The 20,209-nt window shown below is 65.2% G+C and carries 21 protein-coding genes and 1 pseudogene; 17 read left to right on the top strand and 5 right to left on the bottom strand.

The annotated features are described in order from the left end of the window. Positions 1-863 precede the first annotated feature (863 nt). Positions 864-1,199: a DUF4118 domain-containing protein gene (locus D6B98_RS09535; protein WP_245481300.1), complete on the top strand. Its 336-nt coding sequence runs from the start codon at positions 864-866 to the stop codon at positions 1,197-1,199. Between the two features lie 150 nt (positions 1,200-1,349). Next, on the top strand, positions 1,350-1,547 hold the full coding sequence (locus tag D6B98_RS09530) for a hypothetical protein (protein WP_126256731.1): 198 nt from the start codon (positions 1,350-1,352) through the stop codon (positions 1,545-1,547). A 215-nt stretch (positions 1,548-1,762) separates the two neighbouring features. On the opposite strand, the gene D6B98_RS09525 is transcribed toward D6B98_RS09530, so the two are convergent. Next, complete coding sequence (locus D6B98_RS09525) at positions 1,763-2,740, bottom strand: LysR family transcriptional regulator (RefSeq protein WP_126256730.1); 978 nt, start codon at positions 2,738-2,740, stop codon at positions 1,763-1,765. A gap of 120 nt (positions 2,741-2,860) precedes the next feature. Here D6B98_RS09525 and D6B98_RS09520 point away from each other — a divergent pair, with 120 nt between their 5' ends. From D6B98_RS09520 to D6B98_RS09470, 11 genes are all read left to right on the top strand, one after another. Continuing rightward, the gene (locus D6B98_RS09520) at positions 2,861-3,898 is read left to right on the top strand and encodes a class 1 fructose-bisphosphatase (RefSeq protein ID WP_126256729.1); all 1,038 of its coding nucleotides are present in this window, start codon (positions 2,861-2,863) and stop codon (positions 3,896-3,898) included. Between the two features lie 12 nt (positions 3,899-3,910). Beyond that, complete coding sequence (locus tag D6B98_RS09515) at positions 3,911-4,786, top strand: phosphoribulokinase (RefSeq protein WP_126256728.1); 876 nt, start codon at positions 3,911-3,913, stop codon at positions 4,784-4,786. A gap of 28 nt (positions 4,787-4,814) precedes the next feature. Further along, positions 4,815-6,833, top strand: coding sequence for a transketolase (gene tkt, locus D6B98_RS09510; protein WP_126256727.1), 2,019 nt, complete (start codon positions 4,815-4,817; stop codon positions 6,831-6,833). Positions 6,834-6,844: 11 nt separating this feature from the next. Next, on the top strand, positions 6,845-7,930 hold the full coding sequence (fba, locus tag D6B98_RS09505) for a class II fructose-bisphosphate aldolase (protein WP_126256726.1): 1,086 nt from the start codon (positions 6,845-6,847) through the stop codon (positions 7,928-7,930). Positions 7,931-7,968: 38 nt separating this feature from the next. Then, positions 7,969-9,429 (top strand): form I ribulose bisphosphate carboxylase large subunit, encoded by a 1,461-nt coding sequence (locus tag D6B98_RS09500; RefSeq protein WP_126256725.1) that lies wholly within the window; start codon positions 7,969-7,971, stop codon positions 9,427-9,429. 11 nt (positions 9,430-9,440) lie between these two features. Beyond that, the gene (locus tag D6B98_RS09495) at positions 9,441-9,848 is read left to right on the top strand and encodes a ribulose bisphosphate carboxylase small subunit (RefSeq protein ID WP_126256724.1); all 408 of its coding nucleotides are present in this window, start codon (positions 9,441-9,443) and stop codon (positions 9,846-9,848) included. A gap of 98 nt (positions 9,849-9,946) precedes the next feature. After that, positions 9,947-10,879: a CbbX protein gene (gene cbbX / locus D6B98_RS09490; protein WP_126256723.1), complete on the top strand. Its 933-nt coding sequence runs from the start codon at positions 9,947-9,949 to the stop codon at positions 10,877-10,879. Beyond that, a complete protein-coding gene (rpe, locus tag D6B98_RS09485; protein ID WP_126256722.1) occupies positions 10,876-11,613 on the top strand; it encodes a ribulose-phosphate 3-epimerase in 738 nt (245 codons plus the stop codon). Before cbbX ends, rpe begins: the two co-directional genes overlap by 4 nt. A gap of 266 nt (positions 11,614-11,879) precedes the next feature. Continuing rightward, entirely contained in the window at positions 11,880-12,953 is a 1,074-nt protein-coding gene (locus D6B98_RS09480; protein ID WP_164718485.1) for an FIST signal transduction protein, read from the top strand. Next, complete coding sequence (locus tag D6B98_RS09475; protein ID WP_126256720.1) at positions 12,950-14,827, top strand: putative bifunctional diguanylate cyclase/phosphodiesterase; 1,878 nt, start codon at positions 12,950-12,952, stop codon at positions 14,825-14,827. The genes D6B98_RS09480 and D6B98_RS09475 overlap by 4 nt, the downstream gene beginning before the upstream one ends. A gap of 280 nt (positions 14,828-15,107) precedes the next feature. Beyond that, positions 15,108-15,320 (top strand): hypothetical protein, encoded by a 213-nt coding sequence (locus D6B98_RS09470; protein ID WP_126256719.1) that lies wholly within the window; start codon positions 15,108-15,110, stop codon positions 15,318-15,320. Positions 15,321-15,335: 15 nt separating this feature from the next. On the opposite strand, the gene D6B98_RS09465 is transcribed toward D6B98_RS09470, so the two are convergent. Further along, a complete protein-coding gene (locus tag D6B98_RS09465; RefSeq protein WP_126256718.1) occupies positions 15,336-16,172 on the bottom strand; it encodes a universal stress protein in 837 nt (278 codons plus the stop codon). Between the two features lie 206 nt (positions 16,173-16,378). On the opposite strand from D6B98_RS09465, the gene D6B98_RS09460 reads away from it, so the two are divergent. Continuing rightward, positions 16,379-17,926 (top strand): Do family serine endopeptidase, encoded by a 1,548-nt coding sequence (locus D6B98_RS09460; RefSeq protein ID WP_126256717.1) that lies wholly within the window; start codon positions 16,379-16,381, stop codon positions 17,924-17,926. A 272-nt stretch (positions 17,927-18,198) separates the two neighbouring features. Continuing rightward, positions 18,199-18,561, top strand: a complete 363-nt coding sequence (locus tag D6B98_RS09455) for a hypothetical protein (RefSeq protein ID WP_126256716.1) — start codon at positions 18,199-18,201, stop codon at positions 18,559-18,561. 12 nt (positions 18,562-18,573) lie between these two features. Here D6B98_RS09455 and D6B98_RS09450 read toward each other — a convergent pair whose 3' ends face one another. Further along, positions 18,574-18,864 (bottom strand): DUF6496 domain-containing protein, encoded by a 291-nt coding sequence (locus D6B98_RS09450; RefSeq protein ID WP_126256715.1) that lies wholly within the window; start codon positions 18,862-18,864, stop codon positions 18,574-18,576. Between the two features lie 180 nt (positions 18,865-19,044). Next, positions 19,045-19,239 (bottom strand): DUF3072 domain-containing protein, encoded by a 195-nt coding sequence (locus D6B98_RS09445; protein WP_126256714.1) that lies wholly within the window; start codon positions 19,237-19,239, stop codon positions 19,045-19,047. 115 nt (positions 19,240-19,354) lie between these two features. On the opposite strand from D6B98_RS09445, the gene D6B98_RS09440 reads away from it, so the two are divergent. Together D6B98_RS09440 and D6B98_RS40810 are read left to right on the top strand one after the other, a co-directional pair. Next, on the top strand, positions 19,355-19,576 hold the full coding sequence (locus D6B98_RS09440) for a hypothetical protein (RefSeq protein ID WP_126256713.1): 222 nt from the start codon (positions 19,355-19,357) through the stop codon (positions 19,574-19,576). A gap of 18 nt (positions 19,577-19,594) precedes the next feature. Next, positions 19,595-19,803: pseudogene (locus D6B98_RS40810) on the top strand (hypothetical protein). A gap of 108 nt (positions 19,804-19,911) precedes the next feature. On the opposite strand, the gene D6B98_RS09430 reads toward D6B98_RS40810, so the two are convergent. After that, on the bottom strand, positions 19,912-20,169 hold the full coding sequence (locus tag D6B98_RS09430) for a hypothetical protein (RefSeq protein WP_126256712.1): 258 nt from the start codon (positions 20,167-20,169) through the stop codon (positions 19,912-19,914). Positions 20,170-20,209 lie beyond the last annotated feature (40 nt).

Below are 20,209 nucleotides of genomic sequence, written 5' to 3'. Positions count from 1 at the left end.
CCGACCACCGCGCAGGGAAGGCCGAGTGATTGGCCACACCTGTATGCTGCTGTGCGGTTCTTCCTGCGTGTGCATTTCGCGCAGCGGACCGCGGGTGCGAGCCGGCACCCGGCCTTCCCTGCACCCTCTTGGCTTTGAGAGGGTAGCGAGACGAAGCAAAGCTCGGGCGAATTTGAGCCGCGAGGCTGCGAAGGCGTGTCTGTCACCACACACTCACTGTCATCGCCCGGCTTGACCGGGCGATCCAGTATTCCAGAGACGATCGCGATTGAACCGAGAAGCCGCGGCGTACTGGATTCCCCGCCTTCGCGGGGAATGACAGTGAGGACCAGCTATCGCCTCATCCTCCGTCATTGCGAGCCAAGCGACTTGTCCGCCGAAGCCTTGGCGAAGGCGGAAGCAATCCAGAATCCCTCCGCGGAAACACGCTGGATTGCTTCGTCGCAAGGGCTCCTCGCAATGACGGGGAGAGAGCATGTGCGCCACACTCCGCTCTCGCGCCCCGGACGCAGCGCAGCGTCCCTTCGACGGTGCGCTGCAGAGCCGGGGCCCATCCATCCGCTCGTGCGGTGTCACCCTGGGTCCCGGCTCTGCGCCGCAACGCTCGCGCGTTGCAGCTTGTCCGGACAGGCGCATCCCAGTCAGCCTGCAAGCCTCCCCGAGCGGTGCTTTGCGGCTTGTTTACCAATCCCGTGGCGCTGCAATTTCCATCTCGCGGTCTGCTTGCGGCTGTAGTACTTTCGTCTCAAGCCCGGTTAACGGGCGGCAGGGGGAGGCTGATGAGGCGCGTGGGGCTGCTTGGCGTACCCTGGGTACGGCCATGGTCATGGCAGGCGTTTCGGCTCGCTTGCATCACTATCGCAGTGTCGGCTGTGCTTCAGGGCATCTGCGTCGCGCTCGGCGCGAAATTCTATTTTGCAGCGTTCCTGCCCAGCCTGTTCGTGCTCGGCCTCATCGCGGGCACGCCGGCGGCGGGGTTCGCTGCGCTGTTCACCATTCCGCTGGTGTGGTGGGCGTTCATTCCGCCCTACTTCGAGTTCAACGTGTTATCCAGCGCGAATGCCGATTCCATCAACCTGTTCTGCCTCCTGGCGGTGCTGCTGATCGGCCTTGCCGATCTCTGCCGCGAGACCATGAAGATCGTCAGTCGCGGCGGGCTGAAGCCCCCGGGCGAGAGCGCGGCAACGAATCCGCAATAAATCGCTCTCGAGATCGTCCCGGCATCACGTGGCGCGTTGCCTGCGCGCAACAATCCGGCAACCATCCGCGAGCTTGCCGCGCGCCGCTAACTTTTCGAAAAAGATTTGGCCGCAATTTCTCCCCCGGGAATGACGAGGGAGTTTTCGGACATGAACGGTCACGCCATCTTGGAGAACGTGCGACGCTATCGCGGCATCGCATCGCTCTATCGCCAGACCGCTGCATTCCGCCCGGGCCAGAGCTGGTCGCTGCTGGAGCAGGCAAGGGAGTGGGAGGCGCGGGCGCTGTCGGAGCTGGAAGCCTATTTCGCGACGCGCATGGACCACTCAGCGCCGCTCGCGGCCTGATCGCCAACGGTCGGCGCGCTCGCGCTCGTGGCAATTACGGAGTTGTCTCGCCGCCCGCCTGTGCTAGCAACGGGCCGATCGAAATCTCCTCCACGCCGGCCGGGGCAAGCAATGACCACCTTCAACCGCATCTTCACGACGCAGCGCCTGCTCCAGATCATCGCGATCCTGGCGGCCACCGTTGCCATGAAGCTGATGAGCTGAGCGCCGGCGGCTTAGCGTCCTTCCAGCTCGGGCAGGTCGGGCAGGTAGTTCGACCCTTCCGAGCCCAGAAAATCGAACATCGCCTGCGCCGGCGGCAGCAACACCTTGTCGCTGCGGCGGATCACGTACCATTGCCGCACGATCGGCAGGCCCGCGACGTCGAGCACGACGAGCCGGCCCTCGGCGAGCTCATGCGCCACCGTGTGGGCCGAGATGAAGGCGATGCCGAGCCCGGCGATCACCGCCTGCTTGATGGTCTCGTTGCTGCTCATCTCCATGCCGATGATCGGCTCGAGATCGGACTTCTGAAACATGCCCTCCATCAGCGTCCGCGTGCCCGAGCCGGGCTCGCGGGTGAGGAAGGTCTCGTGCACGAGATCAGTCAGGCTGAGGCCGGAATCCTGCTCGAGCCAGTGCCCCTTGCGCGCGACGATGATGTGCGGATTGCGCCCGAGCTGACGGACGTCGACGGAGACGTCGGCCGGCGGCCGACCCATGACCGCGAAATCGAGGTCGTAGCCGTGCATGGCCCCGCGGATCTCCTCGCGATTGCCGATGGTCAGCTTGATCTCGATCTTGGGATAGCGCTTGGAGAATGCCGCGATCGCATGCGGCACGAAATATTTCGCGGTCGAGACCGCGCCGAGATGCACGGTGCCGCCGGTCCGTCCCGCCAGCAGGTCGAGCGCGCCCTGGCAGTCCATGATGGCGGCCTCGACCCGCTCGGCCAGCGTCAGCACCTCCTTGCCCGCCTCCGTCAGCAGCATGCCGTCGCCGGTCCGCTGCACCAGCGGCAGGCCGGCGAGGTCCTGAAGCTGCCGCAGCTGCTGGGTCACGGCCGGCTGGGTCAGCCCGAGATGGCCGGACGCCGCCGTCACGCTGCCCTTGGCCGAGAGCGCCGCAAGGGAGCGCAGCTGCCGGATCGTCAGATGCCGGAGCTGAGCCGCAGCATGGCCGGGACCATTATAAGAAAATTCTTTGAGGCTCATTATGAATAGAAATTTTCCTTATTAAGCTGCCCCTGTCAATCTCCTGATGCCGGGACTGACCGCACCGACCTCCAGCGGGGAGGCAATCGGAGGCGGCGCCGGCAAAGGGGATGGACGCAGATGACCGGGCAACTCAGGCTGGACGATCACCTTCAACGGTATTCCGAGACCGCGCCGCACGCGCTGGCCGTGGCCGCCGCGGTCGATGCCATCGCGGCGGCGGCCATCGAGATCGCCGACCTCATCGCCACCGGCGATCTCGCCGACGCCTCCGGCCTGACCACCGGCCGCAACAGCGACGGCGACCTCCAGCGCGATCTCGACGTGCAGGCGGATGCGATCCTGCGCCGTTGCCTCAGCCGGCTGCCGATCGCAGCGCTCGCCTCGGAAGAGATGCGCGAGGCCCAGATCGGCGACCGCGAGGGCCGCATCTGCGTCGCGATCGATCCGCTCGACGGCTCCTCCAACATCGACATCAACATGACCGTCGGCACGATCTTCTCGATCCTGCCCGCCCCGGACGACCTCACGCTCGCCTTCCACCAGCGCGGCTCGGCGCAGCTCGCGGCGGGCTTCGTCACCTACGGTCCGCAGACCTCACTGGTGCTGACGCTCGGCGAGGGCGTCGACATCTTCACGCTCGACCGCAAGGCGGGCTGCTTCCGCCTCGCGCGCGCCGGCGCGCAGATCGCCGAGACCGGGGAGGAATTCGCGATCAACGTGTCGAACCGCCGGCACTGGGATCCGCCGGTGCGCGCCTTCATCGACGAATGTCTCGCCGGCGTCGACGGGCCCGCCAACCACGATTTCAACATGCGCTGGGTCGGCTCGCTGGTCGCCGAGGCCTATCGCATCCTCACCCGCGGCGGCGTCTTCCTCTACCCTTCCGACGCGCGTCCCGGTTACGGCGACGGCCGCCTGCGCCTCGTTTACGAGGCGCACCCGATGGCCATGATCATCGAGCAGGCCGGCGGCTCCGCCACGACGGGACGCGAGCGCATCCTCGACCTTTCGGCGCAGAGCCTGCATCAGCGCGCGCCGCTGATCATGGGCTCGAGCAACGAGGTGCGCCGCGTCGAGGAGCTGCATTGCGATCCCCTGCTGGTCGCCAGCGTCTCCGCGCCGCTGTTCGCGCGGCGCGGATTCTTCCGGCTCTGAGCGAGGCGTCCCATGTCCAGGAAGCACCCGATCATCTCCATCACCGGCTCCTCCGGCGCCGGCACCACCTCGGTGAAGAAGACGTTCGAGCAGATATTTTTCCGCGAGAAGGTCAACGCCGCCTATATCGAAGGCGACGCCTTCCATCGCTACGACCGCGCCGAGATGCGCGCGCAGATGGCCAGGGAAGCCGATCGCGGCAACAAGCATTTCAGCCATTTCAGCCCCGAGACCAACCTGTTCGAGGAGCTGGAGCGTGCCTTCCGCGACTACGGCGAGACCGGCACGGCGGTGACGCGGCACTACGTCCACGACGCCGAGGAATCGGCGCTGCACGGCGCGGCGCCCGGCACCTTCACCGATTGGGAGAAGCTGCCGGAGAACTCGGACCTGCTGTTCTACGAGGGCCTGCACGGCGCCGTGGTCACCGACAAGGTCAATGTCGCGCGCTATGCCGACCTCAAGATCGGCGTCGTCCCGGTCATCAATCTCGAATGGATCCAGAAGCTGCACCGCGATCGCAGCGCGCGCGGCTATTCGACCGAGGCGGTCACCGACACCATCCTGCGGCGGATGCCCGACTACATCCACTACATCTGCCCGCAATTCACCGAGACCGACATCAACTTCCAGCGCGTGCCGACGGTGGACACCTCCAACCCGTTCATCGCGCGCTGGATTCCGACGCCGGACGAATCGATGGTCGTGATCCGCTTCAAGAACCCGCGCGGCATCGACTTCCCCTATCTGCTCTCGATGCTGCCGCAGAGCTGGATGTCGCGCGCCAATTCCATCGTCTGCCCCGGCGCGAAGCTCGATCTGGCGATGCAGCTGATCCTGACGCCGCTGATCATGCAGCTCATCGAGCGCAAGCGGAACCTGAAGTGACGTACACCAACGACAATGGGAGGATCCGATGAACATCTCGGTTCATGCCGAAGCCGACCTCAATGCGGTCTCGCACAATGATCTCGCCAACGCCGTCCGCTTCCTCGCGGTCGATGCCATCGAGACGTCGCAGTCGGGCCATCCCGGCCTGCCCATGGGCATGGCGGATGTCGCAACCGTACTGTTCTCGCGCTTCCTGAAATTCGACTCGGCGCATCCCAATTGGCCGGACCGCGATCGCTTCGTGCTGTCGGCCGGGCACGGCTCGATGCTGCTCTATGCATTGCTGCATCTGACCGGCGGCGACGTCAGCCTCGACGACATCAAGGCCTTCCGGCAATGGGGTTCGAAGACGCCGGGCCATCCGGAATACGGCCATACGCCGGGCGTGGAGACCACGACGGGGCCGCTGGGGCAGGGGATCGCGACCGCGGTCGGCATGGCGCTCGCCGAACGGATGGCCAATGCGCGGCACGGCGACGGCCTCGTCGATCACTTCACCTATGTGATCGCGGGCGACGGCTGCCTGATGGAAGGCCTCAGCCAGGAGGCGATCTCGCTCGCCGGCCATCTCGGGCTCGGCCGATTGATCGTGCTGTTCGACGACAATGGTATCTCGATCGACGGACCGACCTCGCTGGCCACGTCCGACGATCAGCTCGCGCGTTTCGCCGCCTCTGGCTGGTCGGTGCGCAGCATCGACGGGCACGATCCCGAAGCGATTGCGCAGGCGATCGCCGAGGAGCGGGAGACTGCAAAACCGTCGCTGATCGCCTGCCGCACTATCATCGGCTACGGCGCGCCGGATCGGCAAGGCACGGAGAAGGCGCATGGCGCGCCGCTCGGCACTGAGCAGACGGCCGCAGCGCGGCGGGCGCTCGGTTGGGACTATCAACCCTTCGTGGTGCCCATGCCGGTGCTCAAGGCCTGGCGGATGATCGGGCAGCGCGGGCAGGTCGACCGGCTCGCCTGGCTCGATCGCTATGAACGCGCGACGCCGGAGCAGCGCGATCTGTTCGTCGAGGGCAAGGCCGTCGCTCTGCCTGCCGCCTATGCGCTGGCCGCGGCGAAATTGCGCGAGCGCTTTGCCAGCGAGCGTCCGAAGCTCGCGACGCGGCAGGCCTCGCAACAGGTGCTCGACGGTATCGCCGGGACCATCCCCAGCCTGGTCGGCGGCTCCGCGGACCTCACGCATTCGAACCTCACGCATGCCAAGGCGCAGGCTCCCGTCAAGCGCGGGGCGTTCGCCGGCGACTACATCCACTACGGCATTCGCGAGCACGGCATGGCCGCCGCGATGAACGGCCTCGCGCTCCATGGCGGCTTCATTCCCTATGGTGGCACGTTCCTGGCGTTCTCCGACTACAGCCGGCCGGCGATCCGCCTTGCGGCGCTGATGCGGTTGCGCGCCATTCACGTGATGACGCACGACTCCATCGGCCTCGGGGAGGATGGTCCGACGCACCAGCCCGTCGAACACCTTGCCGCGCTGCGGGTGATCCCGAACCTCCTGGTGTTCCGTCCCGCCGACGCGGTGGAGACGCTGGAGGCATGGGACTGCGCACTCAGCTCCGAGAACCGTCCGTCCGTGCTGTGCCTGTCGCGGCAGGCGCTGCCGACCTTCCGCAGCGATGCGCGCGGCAGAAACCGTGTTGCGCACGGCGCCTATCTCGTCGTCTCCCCGGACGGCGGTCGCGACGTGACGCTGATCGCAACCGGATCGGAAGTGTCGATCGCCTTGGAAGCCGCTCGCCTGCTCGCGACCGAGCACGTCCGTGCGGCGGTGGTGTCCGCGCCCTGCTTCGCCCTGTTCGAGGAGCAGCCGGACGACTACCGCGCCACCGTGCTCGGCACCGCGCCGCGCGTCGGTGTCGAGGCAGCCGTCGCCGGCGACTGGCATCGCTGGATCGGCCCGGACGGCGAATTCGTCGGCATGCGCGGCTTCGGCGCCTCGGCGCCCGCGCCGGTGCTCTATCGCGAATTCGGCATCACGCCGCAAAGCATTGCGGAAGCGGCCCGCCGGGCGATTGCCCGCAAGCGTCAATAGGAGGACCAATCGTGGCTCGTATCACCCTTCGCCAACTGCTCGATCACGCGGCCAGCCACGGCTACGCGGTGCCGGCATTCAACATCAACAATATGGAGCAGGGCATCGCGATCATGCAGGCGGCGGCTGAGGTCGACGCGCCCGTGATCATCCAGGCCTCGCGCGGCGCGCGCAGCTATGCCGGCGATCTGATGCTCTCGCACATGATCGACGCGCTGGAGCGGACCTATCCGGACATCCCGCTCTGCATGCACCAGGATCACGGCAATGACGAAGCGACCTGCGCGTCCGCGATCGCCCATGGCTTCACCTCCGTCATGATGGACGGCTCGCTCAAGGCCGATGCCAAGACGGCGGCCGATTACGACTACAATGTCGCGATCACCCGCCGTGTCGTCGATCTCGCCCATTGGGTCGGCGCTTCGGTCGAAGGCGAGCTCGGCGTGCTCGGTTCGCTGGAGCACGGCGGCGGCGAGCAGGAAGACGGCCACGGCGTCGAGGGCAAGGTCAGCCACGACCAGCTGTTGACCGATCCTGATCAGGCCGTCGACTTCGTCCGTGCCACCAAGGTCGATGCACTCGCCATCGCGATGGGCACCTCGCACGGAGCCTACAAGTTCAGCCGCAAGCCGGACGGCGATATCCTGGCGATGCGCGTGGTCGAGGAGATTCATCGCCGGCTGCCGAACACGCATCTCGTCATGCACGGCTCCTCCTCGGTGCCGCAGCCGCTGCAGGACATGTTCAACCAGTTCGGCGGCGAGATGCCGCAGACCTGGGGCGTGCCGGTCGAGGAAATCGTCCGCGGCATCAAGAGCGGCGTGCGCAAGGTCAATATCGACACCGACTGCCGGCTGGCGATGACCGCGATATTCCGCAAGGTTGCGGCCCAAAACCGCAATGAGTTCGATCCACGCAAATTCCTCAAGCCCGCGATGGACGCGATGCGCGAGCTCTGCCGCGAGCGCTTCGAGCAGTTCGGCACCGCAGGCCATGCCAGCAGGATCAAGGCGGTCCCGATGAGCGAGATGGCGCGGCGCTACCGCGCCGGCGAGCTCGATCCGCGCGTCGACGCCCGCGAGTCCGTGGCAGCCTAGTCAATCGCAAAGAGCAGAGAAAAGAGCAGGAGAGAGACATGAACGCACATGCAGGCACCGTCCGCGGCAAAGAGCGTTATCGCTCGGGTGTGATGGAATACAAGCGCATGGGCTATTGGGAGCCCGACTACACGCCGAAGGACACCGACGTCATCGCGCTGTTCCGCGTGACGCCGCAGGAAGGGGTCGATCCGATCGAGGCCTCTGCGGCGGTGGCCGGCGAATCCTCGACCGCGACCTGGACCGTGGTGTGGACCGATCGCCTCACGGCCGCCGAGAAGTATCGCGCGAAATGCTACCGCGTCGATCCGGTCCCGGGCTCGCCCGGCTCGTATTTCGCTTATATCGCCTATGACCTCGACCTGTTCGAGCCGGGCTCGATCGCAAACCTGTCGGCCTCGATCATCGGCAATGTGTTCGGCTTCAAGCCGCTGAAGGCGCTGCGCCTGGAAGACATGCGCTTCCCCGTCGCCTATGTGAAGACGTTCCAGGGGCCGGCGACCGGCATCGTGGTCGAGCGCGAACGCCTCGACAAGTTCGGTCGGCCGCTGCTGGGCGCAACGGTGAAGCCGAAGCTCGGTCTATCCGGGCGCAACTATGGCCGCGTGGTCTACGAGGCGTTGAAGGGCGGGCTCGACTTCACCAAGGACGACGAGAACATCAACTCGCAGCCCTTCATGCACTGGCGCGACCGCTTCCTCTACTGCATGGAGGCGGTGAACCGGGCGCAGGCCGCTTCCGGCGAGGTGAAGGGCACGTACCTGAACATCACCGCGGGCACGATGGAGGACATGTACGAGCGCGCAGAGTTCGCGAAGGAACTCGGGTCGTGCATCGTCATGATCGACCTCGTGATCGGCTACACCGCTATCCAGTCGATGGCGAAGTGGGCGCGCCGCAACGACATGATCCTGCATCTGCACCGCGCCGGTCACTCGACCTATACGCGGCAGAAGAGCCACGGCGTGTCGTTCCGCGTCATCGCGAAGTGGATGCGGCTTGCCGGCGTCGACCACATCCATGCCGGCACGGTGGTCGGCAAGCTCGAAGGCGACCCCAACACTACGCGCGGCTATTACGACGTCTGCCGCGAGGATTTCAACCCGGCCAAGCTCGAGCACGGCCTGTTCTTCGACCAGTCCTGGGCGAGCCTCAATAAGATGATGCCGGTTGCGTCCGGCGGCATCCATGCCGGCCAGATGCATCAGCTGCTCGACCTCCTGGGCGAAGACGTCGTGCTGCAATTCGGCGGCGGCACCATCGGCCATCCCATGGGCATTGCCGCCGGCGCGATCGCCAACCGCGTGGCGCTGGAAGCGATGATCCTCGCTCGCAACGAGGGCCGCGACTACGTCCACGAGGGCCCGGAGATCCTGGCCAGGGCGGCCGAGACCTGCACGCCGCTGAAGGCGGCGCTCGAAGTCTGGAAGGACGTGACCTTCAATTATCAATCCACCGACACGCCGGACTTCGTGCCGACCGCGCTCGAAACCGTTTGAGGAGATTTGACATGAAGCTGACTCAAGGCTGCTTCTCGTTCCTGCCCGATCTCACCGACGATCAGATCACCAAGCAGGTGCAATATTGTCTGACCAAGGGCTGGGCGGTGAATATCGAGTTCACCGACGATCCGCATCCCCGCAATACCTATTGGGAGATGTGGGGCCTGCCGATGTTCGACCTTCAGGACGCCGCCGGCGTGATGATGGAGCTCGCCGAATGCCGCAGGGTGTACGGCGACCGCTACATCCGCATCAGCGGCTTCGATTCCAGCCATGGCTGGGAATCGGTGCGGATCTCCTTCCTCGTCAACCGGCCGCCGCAAGAGGCGGAGTTCGAGCTGGTGCGGCAGGAAGTCGGCGGCCGCGCGATCCGTTACACCACGGTGCGCAAGCCGGCTGCCCACGCCACTCAATAACCAATCTCCTCCGCACGGAGCTCTCCCTGCTCCGTATCCTTGGCGGACCACTGCTTCGCCGCTCCCCCGCGGCGAAGCTCCTTTCTTCGAGGGTAGCTATGCTGGATGTTCCCCACGCAGCCACGACCGAGCCCGGCGAGACACATTTCGATCTCCGCAAGGAGGCCGAAGCGGCGGGGATCACCGAGACGCTGCAGCAGCTCGAGCGGGAGCTGGTCGGATTGAGGCCGGTGAAGAACCGTGTGCGCCAGATCGCGTCATTGCTGCTGATCGAGCGGATCCGGCAGCGTGTGGGGCTGGCGTCCGCGCCACCGACGCTGCACATGTCGTTTACCGGCAATCCCGGCACCGGCAAGACTACGGTGGCGCTGCGCATGGCCAAGATCCTGCACGGTCTCGGCTTCGTGCGGCGCGGGCAGGTGATCTCCGTGACGCGCGACGATCTCGTCGGCCAATATATCGGCCACACGGCGCCGAAGACCAAGGAGATCCTGAAGAAGGCGATGGGCGGCGTGCTGTTCATCGACGAAGCCTATTACCTGCATCGGCCCGACAACGAGCGCGACTACGGTCAGGAAGCCATCGAGATCCTGCTCCAGGTGATGGAGAACCAGCGCGAGGACCTCGTCGTGATCCTGGCCGGCTATGGCGAGCGCATGACGAACTTCTTCGCCTCGAATCCCGGCTTCCGCTCGCGCATCGCCCACCACATCGAATTTCCCGACTATGCCGAGGCCGAGCTGCTCGTCATTGCCGAGCTGATGCTGAAGGAGCGGGGTTATCGCTTCTCGGCGGCGGCGCGCGAGGCGTTCGAGACCTACATCGCGCTGCGCCGGAGCCAGCCGTTCTTCTCCAATGCACGCTCGATCCGCAACGCCGTCGACCGCATCCGGTTGCGGCAGGCCGATCGCCTGGTGTCCGATCTCGACCGCATGCTCGATGTCGCCGACCTCGAAACCATCGATCCCGCGGACATCCTGGCGAGCCGCGTCTTCAGCGGCGGCACTGAAGCGCGGAGTGCAAAGCCATGACCGGAGAGATCGTCATTGCGCCCTCGATCCTGGCTGCGGATTTCGCACGTCTCGGCCAGGAGGTCGCGGCAATCGACACCGCCGGCGCCGATTGGATCCATTGCGACGTCATGGATGGGCACTTCGTGCCGAACATCAGCTTTGGCGCCGATGTCATCAAGGCGATCCGGCCGACGACTAAGAAGATCTTCGACGTGCATCTCATGATCGCGCCTGTCGATCCTTATCTCGAAGCGTTCGCAAAGGCCGGAGCGGACGTCATCACAGTGCACGCCGAAGCCGGCCCGCATCTCGACCGTTCACTGCAGGCGATCCGTGCGCTTGGCAAGAAGGCCGGCGTCAGCCTGTGTCCCGCCACGCCCGAGAGCGCCATCGCCTACGTGCTCGATCGGATCGATCTCGTGCTGGTGATGACGGTCAATCCGGGGTTTGGCGGCCAGTCGTTCCTCGAATCCCAGCTCGAGAAGATCGAGCGGATCAAGGCCATGATCGGCGACCGGCCGATCCGGCTCGAGGTCGACGGCGGTATCACGCGCGACAATGCCGCTGCCGTGGCTGCGGCGGGCGCCGATACGCTGGTAGCGGGTTCTGCAGTGTTTCGCGGCAACAGCGCTGCCGACTATGCCGCAAATATCCAGGCCATCCGCACCGCCGCCGAGACGGGACGGGTTCCAAAGGGTCAAGATAATGCTGTGCAGCCGATGCGCCTCGGCGAAGGCGCGCGCACCCGGTAGATTACGGACCGGCGCAGAAGTCGACGGCTCGGCGCGGGAACTTCCCGGAGTCTTACGGAGAATCTTGGCACGACTCGGCAATACGCTTCACGCCGGGGTAACCAACGGTGTCGAACGACGCGCGCGATTAACGGCGACGCAATGCGCCGTCTCACAATCTGTGGTTCAAGGACTGCAGAGGGCGTGGGATGCAGATTCAATACCTTCACTGGAATGCTGCCCATGGCTGGCGCCGAGCGGACGCCCTGCGCGAGCCTCCCCAGCTCGTGCTCTATTTCGGCAGCCGTGAGCAGCTGCTGGACGGCCAACGTTATCGCGAGCTGCGCGGCCTCTATCCCGATAGCCATATCGTCGGTTGCAGCACCGGCGGACAAATCCACGGCGACGACATCTGCGATGATGAAGTGGTCGCGGTCGCCTTGCGCTTCGCCCACACGCAAGTCCGGCTGGTGCAGGAAGTCGTCGAAACGCGCGTTGCGTCGCGGGCCTGCGGCGCGCGTCTTGCCCGGCAGGTACTAGCGGCGGATCTGGCCGGCCTGTTCGTCCTGTCGGATGGATTGGCGGTGAACGGGGGCGAACTGCTTGCCGGACTCACTGAAGTCCTGGGGCCGGATTTGCCCGTCACCGGCGGGCTCGCCGGCGATGGAATCCGATTTGAACAGACGATCGTCGGAGCCGACGCGGAGCCGTCGCCGAACCGCGTCGCCGCGATTGCATTCTACGGTGCTTGGTTCCGATTTGCGCACGGCTGCGCCGGCGGCTGGGATGTATTCGGGCCCCGCCGCAAGGTCACGAAGGCGCTGGGATCGGTGGTCGGGGAGCTCGACGGCGAGCCGCCGCTGGACCTCTACACCCGCTATCTCGGCGAGGAGGAGGCCGAGGCGATGCCGGGTTCGGGTCTGGCATTCCCCTTGCGCATTCACGACGAGGCTGAGCCGAACCGGCAGATCGTGCGCTCGGTGTTCGCGGTGGACCGCAATGCCCGCACCCTGACGTTCGCCGCCGACATTCCGGAAGGATGCACCGCGCAATTGATGCGCGCCAATTTCGACAGTCTCGCCGCCGGTGCAGGCGAGGCCGGCAGGCAGGCGCGCAGCGCACTCTCGGACGGGGTCGACGGCGACAAGCTGGCGATCCTGGTGAGCTGTACCGGCCGCCGCAGGGTGATGGGGCAGCGCACGCAGGACGAGCTGGATGCCGTTGCCGCCGAACTCGGCGAGGATTTCGTCCGGATCGGATTCTACTCCTACGGCGAGTTCGCCCCGCCGGCGGCGTCCGGCCGCTGCGAACTGCATAACCAGACCATGACGGTCACCGTCATCGGGGAGGCGGCAGCTTGACCACGCATCGGCTGCTCGCAAGACAGATCCGCCAGGCGACGGACGAATCCGGACAGGTCGATCTGACCAGGCTCGGTGAACTCGTCAGCGCGGCCTATGAGGAGAGCGATCGCGATCGCCGCCGCACCGACCGTGCGATCAAGCTGATGATCGAGGAGCTCGAGCAGACGCATAAGCGCGCCGAACAGGATCTGCTGCGGGCGCGCGAATTCCTCGACAGCATCATCGAGAATATCCCGATCGCGGTATTCGCCAAGGATGCGAAGGACTCCCGCTACGTTCTGCTCAACCGCGCCGGCGAAGAATACTACGGAATGCCGCGCGAGGCGATGTTGGGCAAGACTCCGGCGGAGATCTTTCCGGAGAATATCGCCCGCCTCGTCAACGAGCAGGATCGCGGCGTCGTCGAGAGCGGCACGCCGCTGTTCCTGGAGGGGCATCCGCTCGATGTCGGCGGCAAGGGCCGCGATCGTCTCGTCAATTCGCGCAAGCTGCTGATCAGGGACGGTGCCGGTGCGCCGCAATATCTGGTCGGCGTGATCGAGGACGTCACCGAGAGGATCACGAACGAGGCGCGGATCAGCCATCTTGCGCATCATGATGCGTTGACCGATCTGCCGAACCGCAGCGCCTTCAACGCCGCGCTCGGCGAGCGATTGGAGCTGGCCCAGGAGATGGCGACCAGTTTTGCCGTGCTGAGCCTCGATCTCGACCGCTTCAAGGAGGTCAACGACGTGTTCGGCCATCCCGTCGGCGACATGCTGATGCGGGCGGTGGCGGACCGGCTCGCCGCGGAAGCCGACGACGCCTTCGTCGCCCGTATCGGCGGCGACGAGTTCATGATCCTGATGCCCGACCACGTCAGCCGGGAGGACGTTCAGGCGCTCGCCGAACGCCTAATCGAGACGATCGGCAAGGAGCTCGAGGTCGACGATTATCTCCTCCATGTCGGTCTCAGCGTCGGCATTGCGTTTTATCCGGACGACGGCGTCAATGCCGCCACGCTGCTCGCCAACGCCGATTCAGCCCTCTATCGTGCCAAGCGCGAGGGCAGGGGGCGGGTCCGCTTCTTCGAATCCGAGATGGACCAGGAGTTGCGCGACCGCAGGCTGCTGCAGCACGATCTGCGACAGGCGCTGGAGCAGAACCAGTTCGTCGTCTACTTCCAGCCGCAGGCGCGGATCGATGGCGAGGTCATCGGCTTCGAGGCTCTGCTGCGCTGGAATCATCCGACGCGCGGCTTCGTGCCGCCGGACCGTTTCGTTCCGCTTGCCGAGGAGAACGGCCTGATCGTCGAGATCGGCGAATGGGTCTTGCGCGAAGCGTGCCGCGAGGCGGCATCCTGGCCGCGGCCGCTGCAGGTCGCGGTCAATCTGTCGCCGGTCCAGTTTCAGGCCGGCGATCTCGAACGTTCGATTCACCAGATCCTGCTGGAGACGGGGCTGACGCCGACGCGGCTCGAAGTCGAGATCACCGAGGGTGTGCTGATCGGCGATTTCATCGGCGCGCTCCATCTGCTGCGACGGCTGAAGGCGCTCGGCATCCGCATCGCGATGGACGATTTCGGTACCGGCTATTCCTCGCTGTCCTATCTCCAGTCGTTCCCGTTCGACAAGATCAAGATCGATCGCGGTTTCATCTCTAATCTGGAGGCCTCGCTGCAATCGGCCGAGATCGTCCGCGCGGTCCTGAGCCTCGCGCACGCCCTGAATATCCCGGTCATTGCCGAAGGGGTGGAGACGGAAGCGCAGCGTGCCTTCCTGGCGCGCGAGGCCTGCGAGGAGATGCAGGGCTATCTGGTCGGCCGGCCCGACCTGATCGAGCGCTATCTCGACCTGGTCGGAATGACCGTGGAGCGCCGGCACTATGCCTAAAGCGCGATGCGATCAGGATGAATCGTCATCGCGCTTTAGGGTGTTGTTCAGCATGATCTTCTCGGAAAACCGCTGCGCACGTTTCCGGATCGTGCTTTAGTCCTCAGGTCCGGCGACGCGGTTCCGGGCGTCAGCCGGCACCGTTTGGAACTTTGGCCCGGACATATATTTCCTACCAGCGAGGCCAGGCGCGCGGTGGGCGCAGCAAATCTTTTGCATAGCCGCCATCGGCCTGACGCAAATAAGGGCAATAAGCTCTGCAAATGCGAGGGAGGGTCTCATGGAGAACGTACGTCGCTACCGGGCGCTGGCGTCCCTCTGTCGTCAGCAGGCGGCCTACCGGCCGCTTCAGAACTGGGAACTCCTCGGCCAGGCCGAACATTTCGAATATCTCGCCGAGGTCGAGCTCAAGGCGCATTTCGACGCGTGCAACGTGCAACATGACGAGGGCGCCGCAACGCCCCCGACATGGGAGACCCCGGTTGCGGCGTGACGGCGCCTGTTGGTCTCAGTGCGACATCAGCGTCGGGACCGTCATGGCTTCCAGCATGGCGCGGGTGACGCCGCCGAGAACGCGTTCCTGCAGTCGCGAATGGCCGTAGCCGCCCATCACCAGGAGATCGAGCCCCTCGTCGGCCGCCAGCGACAGGATGGTCGGCTGGATGTCGGCGCGCGTCGCCGACAGGGCGACCGTGCGGGTCGACAGTCCGCGCCGGCCGAGATGTCTTGCCAGACTGTTCGCTGAAGCTTCGTCGGAGACCGCGTTCGACTCGTTGATGGTGATGATCACGATCTCATCGGCGCGCGCCAGGAACGGTGCTGCGTCGTGCACGGCGCGGGCGGCGACGCGGCTGCCGTCCCAGCAGATGCCGACCCGCTCCGCCTTGAACGCTCCGTGGAAAGTGTAAGGCAGGAACAGCACCGGGCCGCCCGACTGGAACAGGATCTCGCCCGGCACGTCGTTGTCGAACGAGCCTTGCGCCGGATCGGGCTGAAGCACGACGCTGAGGTCGTGCAGCCGCGCCATCTCGCCGAGCGAGCCGGCTGCGTCCACCGGGATCGCGCCGAGCGGGCGGCAGGCGTAGGAGATGCCGGCGTTCGCCGCTTCGATTTCGAAGACTGAGAGCGCGGCCTCGGCCCGCTCCGCGGCGCGCTCGCGTTCCAGTTCGAACACGGCCGCCACCGCGGCGCCGCCCTCCATCACGTAGGCTGCACTGCTCGCGACATAGCCGACCGCGACCGCGTCGAGATGGGCGTTGAACTGCGCCGCGAGCGAAATCGAGCCATCGATCGCGGGACGCATGGGACGTTCGGTGGGGATGTGGACGAGAATGTCTTTGTACATGGGGCGCCTCCGATGGCCATCATCCGGTGGCCGCAGTCTTTCACTGCCGGGCAGACCCGCGTTGAGCTGCATCAAATGCGAGGGACGACCTTGCCGCAGCCATCGCTTGTTCTTTGCCAAGATTTAATCGGACGGACGGGACGCCGTAAGGTGACGATGTCCATGTTGGACGCAAGGCGACAATTACCCAACATGGACATTAAGACATGAACGATCGCGCCAATTCCGACACCCCGACATCCCGCAAGATATTGAGGCCGCGCCGGCTCGCGCTGCTCGGCACCGTGGCCGCGCTCGGCGTCGCCGTGCTGGCGGCTTCTCCCGGCTCTTCAAAGTTCGGTCCGAGCTCCTTCATCGCGCCGGCCCAGGCCGCCGAATCCGCCGCGACGCCGCCGGGCTTCGGTGACCTAGTCAGCAAGGTCAAGCCCGCCGTCATCTCGGTGCGGGTCCGGATCGACCAGGACAACGACAAGAGCGCCATGCTGCAACAGAACCGGATGGATCAGGACGGCGAGACGCCGTTCGACCAGTTCTCGCGGCAGTTCGGCTTCCGCTTCCCCGGCGGCCCGAATGGCATGCCGCGCCAGCGCCATCAGATGATCACCGGCGAAGGCTCCGGCTTCTTCATCTCCGCCGACGGCTATGCCGTGACCAACAACCACGTCGTCGACCAGGCCGCGTCGGTGCAGGTGACGATGGATGACGGCACGAGCTACACCGCGAGGGTCGTCGGCACCGACCCGAAGACCGATCTCGCGCTGATCAAGGTCGACGGCAAGACGGACTTTCCGTTCGTCAAATTCTCCGACCAGAAGCCGCGCATCGGCGACTGGGTGGTCGCGGTCGGCAATCCCTTCGGTCTCGGCGGCACCGTGACCGCCGGCATCGTCTCGGCCAGCGGCCGCGACATCGGCAACGGTCCCTACGACGACTTCATCCAGATCGACGCGCCCATCAACAAGGGCAATTCCGGGGGCCCGGCCTTCGACATGAGCGGCAACGTGATCGGCGTGAACACCGCGATCTTCTCGCCCTCCGGCGGCTCGGTTGGCATCGGCTTCGACATTCCGGCCTCGACCGCAAAGCTCGTCGTCGCGCAGCTGAAGGACAAGGGCGCGGTGACCCGCGGCTGGCTCGGCGTGCAGGTGCAGCCGGTGACGGCCGACATCGCCGACAGCCTGGGCCTGAAGGAGGCGCGCGGCGCCATCGTCGACAATCCGCAGGACGGCAGCCCCGCGGCGAAGGCCGGCATCGCGGCGGGCGACGTCATCACCGCCGTCAACGGCACCGCGATCAAGGATTCCCGCGAACTCGCCCGTACCATCGCCACCCTGGCCCCGGGCAGCTCGGTGAAGCTCGACGTCTTCCGCAACGGCACGACCAGGACGCTGACGCTCGCCCTCGGCGAGTTGCCGAACGAGCGGCAGGCCAAAGCAAATGGCGGTGCCGACCAGGGCCGAGAGCAGCCGGGCGCCGGCGCGCCACGTCTCGGGCTCGGCCTTGCTCCGGCCGGCGAGGTCCAGGGCGCTGGCCAGAAGGGCGTCGTCGTCACCGAGGTCGATCCGCAAGGACCGGCGGCGCAGCGCGGCATCCAGACCGGCGACGTCATCCTCAATGTCGGCGGCAAGGCCGTTGCCAATGTCGGCGACGTCCGCTCGGAGCTGGCGGAGGCCAAAGCGTCCGGCAAGCGCAGCGTGCTGTTGCAGGTCAGAAGCGCCGAGGCGACGAGGTTCGTCGCGGTGCCACTCGCCTGAGGCGAACATCTATCGGCAGAAACCAAAAAGGCGGCCCTCCGGGCCGCCTTTTCCGTTCACCGACAGAATTGCGACGCCAATCGATAACATTCTCGTTAACGGCAGGGTTGGTGACCCGGTTCATATGAAAAAGCCGTGTTCGCACATAACACTTCGAACTTGGTCAAGGTCCGCCGCGGCAATGACGCCGTGAACGGGTTGCAAGCGTGGAACTCCGAACCTGCCGCCGCTTTGTGGAACTGGCCGGTGGTTCGGATTTGATCGGTGCCGACATGGATCGATTGAAGCTCTCGCTGAGGGGTGCGCTGCTTGCGGCGCCGTTGGTGCTCTGGGGTGGAACCGCGCTCGGTCGTGACGACGGCCGCTACGCGAACTCGCCGCTCAAGCCGTGGTTCGACAGCCTGCGCAGCCACCTCGGTCCGTGCTGCTCGGACGCCGACGGTTTTGCCGTCGCCGATCCCGACTGGGAATCGCACAACGGACGTTATCGCGTGCGTCTCGACGGCGAGTGGATCGAGGTGCCGGACGAAGCCGTAATCACCGAGCCGAACCGCGCCGGCCGCACCATGGTGTGGCCGGTGAAGACCGCTTTCGGGGTCTCGATCCGCTGCTTCATGCCGGGCAGCATGATCTGAGCCGGGTCAGCGTCAACGCTTGCTGGATTTGCGCTTCGACGATTTCTTGGACGATTTCTTGGCCGCCTTCTTGGTCGTCCGCTTCTTGGAGGACTTCTTCTTCGCAGCTTTCTTCGGGACCTTCTTGCCTTTCTTGCGCGCCTTCGACAGCCCGATCGCGATCGCCTGCTTGCGACTCTTCACGCGTCCGCCACGGCCTTTGCGACCGCTCTTGGCGGTGCCCTTCTTGTAGCGGCGCATCTCGCTTTCGACGTCGCTGCCGGAGCTGCGCGAGTAGCGGCGTTTCTTTGCCTTGCGTGCCATGCATGTTCTCCCTTGGCCGGGGAGAACCGTTCGACACAGGCATGGTTCCGAAGCAGCGCACGACGTTCCAGGCGAAAGCCTAGAGCGCGATGAGATGAGGAAGAATCGTCATCGCGCTCTAGGTTATTGTTTGCGCATGATCTTTTCGGAAAACCGCTGCGCACTTTTCCGGATCATGCTTTAGAAGGAGTTCGCCAGCTCGATCTCCGCTTCCAGCACCTGGATGCGCCGCGCGGCCTCGGTGAAGGACAGATCGCGCGCATATTGTGCGGGCTGATAGGCCTCCTCGCTCAACCGTTTCAGCCTCAGCCCCTGCGCCCGGGTCATCTGCGCGGCGAGAAAGATCCTGGCGTCGTATTTACCCTGAACCTGCATCCGTCGTCTCCGTCTTCAAATCGTGGCTTGACTATATGTTCTTATTTTGTTCTAACAAGTCATGGACAACAGAATTAATGAAATTCGACGTAAAATCAGCGCCTTGAGGCTGGAGATGGCCGACGTCGAGGCTTCCGTGCGTGATCGCATCAACGGGGATCGCGATTGCACCGAACAGGCTCTGGCGCAGATGGATCTGCGCCGAAAGATCAACTTGCTGATCGGCGAATGGAAGGCGGCCGGCGGCGGCGATGTCCTGCCCGACGTCCACGACCGGGTGCGCCTTCGTCTCGTGAAGACAGTCGGTATTCCCGGGCGCGCGGCCACGCGCCGCTGAAATCTTTGAGGGGGCGCCGTGGATGAGGGCCCGGACACTTACCGGATCTTGAGGTTACGCGCCGAGATTCTCGAACTGGGCTCTGCCATCCGGCAATTGCAGCGCGCGGGTCTCGACGATGCTACGGCCCAACTTCTGATCGGACGCAAGCGTCCCAGCTCGAGCATCTCGTGAAGACGAATGCTGCGGGCCGCGGGCTCAGCACTGATACACGCCGGCCGCAATGAGCTGGCGTCCCGCCGTGGTCTGATCCGGTGAGTTAAATTGACGCAGGTAGCCGACCGCCACTCAGGCAGGAGTTCCCAGCAAAGTTCGCTCCGCGCCTCAGCGCCGCTTCAAGATTGCTTGTCCTCGGTGAGGATGAACACGACGCCGGTGAGCGTCGCGCCGATCGCGAAGGTCGTCACCAATGTGAGAGCGAAGACGATCGCGGCCTGGCTTCCGCCGTTATTCAGCAGGCTGGCGACGGCGGGATTGCACAGGATCAGCGCGAGACTGAAGGCGAGGCCGAGGGCGGCACCCATCAATGTATGCGTCATCAGCTTGATGAGGCCGGTCGCAGAGATCAGGTCTGACGACTTCTTTGTGCGCATGGGAACTGCATCCCGATTTGGCATGCAAACGCGGGCGACA

The organism is Bradyrhizobium sp. LVM 105, assembly GCF_003957705.1.
GTDB classification, from domain to species: Bacteria; Pseudomonadota; Alphaproteobacteria; order Rhizobiales; family Xanthobacteraceae; genus Bradyrhizobium; species Bradyrhizobium frederickii.
The sequence above is the reverse complement of the archived record's forward strand: the minus strand, read 5'-3'. Positions and strand labels throughout refer to the sequence as shown.

Coding starts and splice junctions, on each gene's coding strand:
- D6B98_RS09520 (WP_126256729.1), top strand. CDS start 2,861: ATGACCGGGCAACTCAGGCTGGACGATCACCTTCAACGGTATTCCGAG.
- D6B98_RS09450 (WP_126256715.1), bottom strand. CDS start 18,864: ATGGCACGCAAGGCAAAGAAACGCCGCTACTCGCGCAGCTCCGGCAGC.
- D6B98_RS09530 (WP_126256731.1), top strand. CDS start 1,350: ATGAACGGTCACGCCATCTTGGAGAACGTGCGACGCTATCGCGGCATC.
- D6B98_RS09525 (WP_126256730.1), bottom strand. CDS start 2,740: ATGAGCCTCAAAGAATTTTCTTATAATGGTCCCGGCCATGCTGCGGCT.
- cbbX (WP_126256723.1), top strand. CDS start 9,947: ATGCTGGATGTTCCCCACGCAGCCACGACCGAGCCCGGCGAGACACAT.
- tkt (WP_126256727.1), top strand. CDS start 4,815: ATGAACATCTCGGTTCATGCCGAAGCCGACCTCAATGCGGTCTCGCAC.
- D6B98_RS09430 (WP_126256712.1), bottom strand. CDS start 20,169: ATGCGCACAAAGAAGTCGTCAGACCTGATCTCTGCGACCGGCCTCATC.
- D6B98_RS09455 (WP_126256716.1), top strand. CDS start 18,199: ATGGATCGATTGAAGCTCTCGCTGAGGGGTGCGCTGCTTGCGGCGCCG.
- rpe (WP_126256722.1), top strand. CDS start 10,876: ATGACCGGAGAGATCGTCATTGCGCCCTCGATCCTGGCTGCGGATTTC.
- D6B98_RS09445 (WP_126256714.1), bottom strand. CDS start 19,239: ATGCAGGTTCAGGGTAAATACGACGCCAGGATCTTTCTCGCCGCGCAG.
- D6B98_RS09470 (WP_126256719.1), top strand. CDS start 15,108: ATGGAGAACGTACGTCGCTACCGGGCGCTGGCGTCCCTCTGTCGTCAG.
- D6B98_RS09500 (WP_126256725.1), top strand. CDS start 7,969: ATGAACGCACATGCAGGCACCGTCCGCGGCAAAGAGCGTTATCGCTCG.
- D6B98_RS09460 (WP_126256717.1), top strand. CDS start 16,379: ATGAACGATCGCGCCAATTCCGACACCCCGACATCCCGCAAGATATTG.
- D6B98_RS09495 (WP_126256724.1), top strand. CDS start 9,441: ATGAAGCTGACTCAAGGCTGCTTCTCGTTCCTGCCCGATCTCACCGAC.
- D6B98_RS09440 (WP_126256713.1), top strand. CDS start 19,355: ATGGCCGACGTCGAGGCTTCCGTGCGTGATCGCATCAACGGGGATCGC.
- D6B98_RS09515 (WP_126256728.1), top strand. CDS start 3,911: ATGTCCAGGAAGCACCCGATCATCTCCATCACCGGCTCCTCCGGCGCC.
- D6B98_RS09465 (WP_126256718.1), bottom strand. CDS start 16,172: ATGTACAAAGACATTCTCGTCCACATCCCCACCGAACGTCCCATGCGT.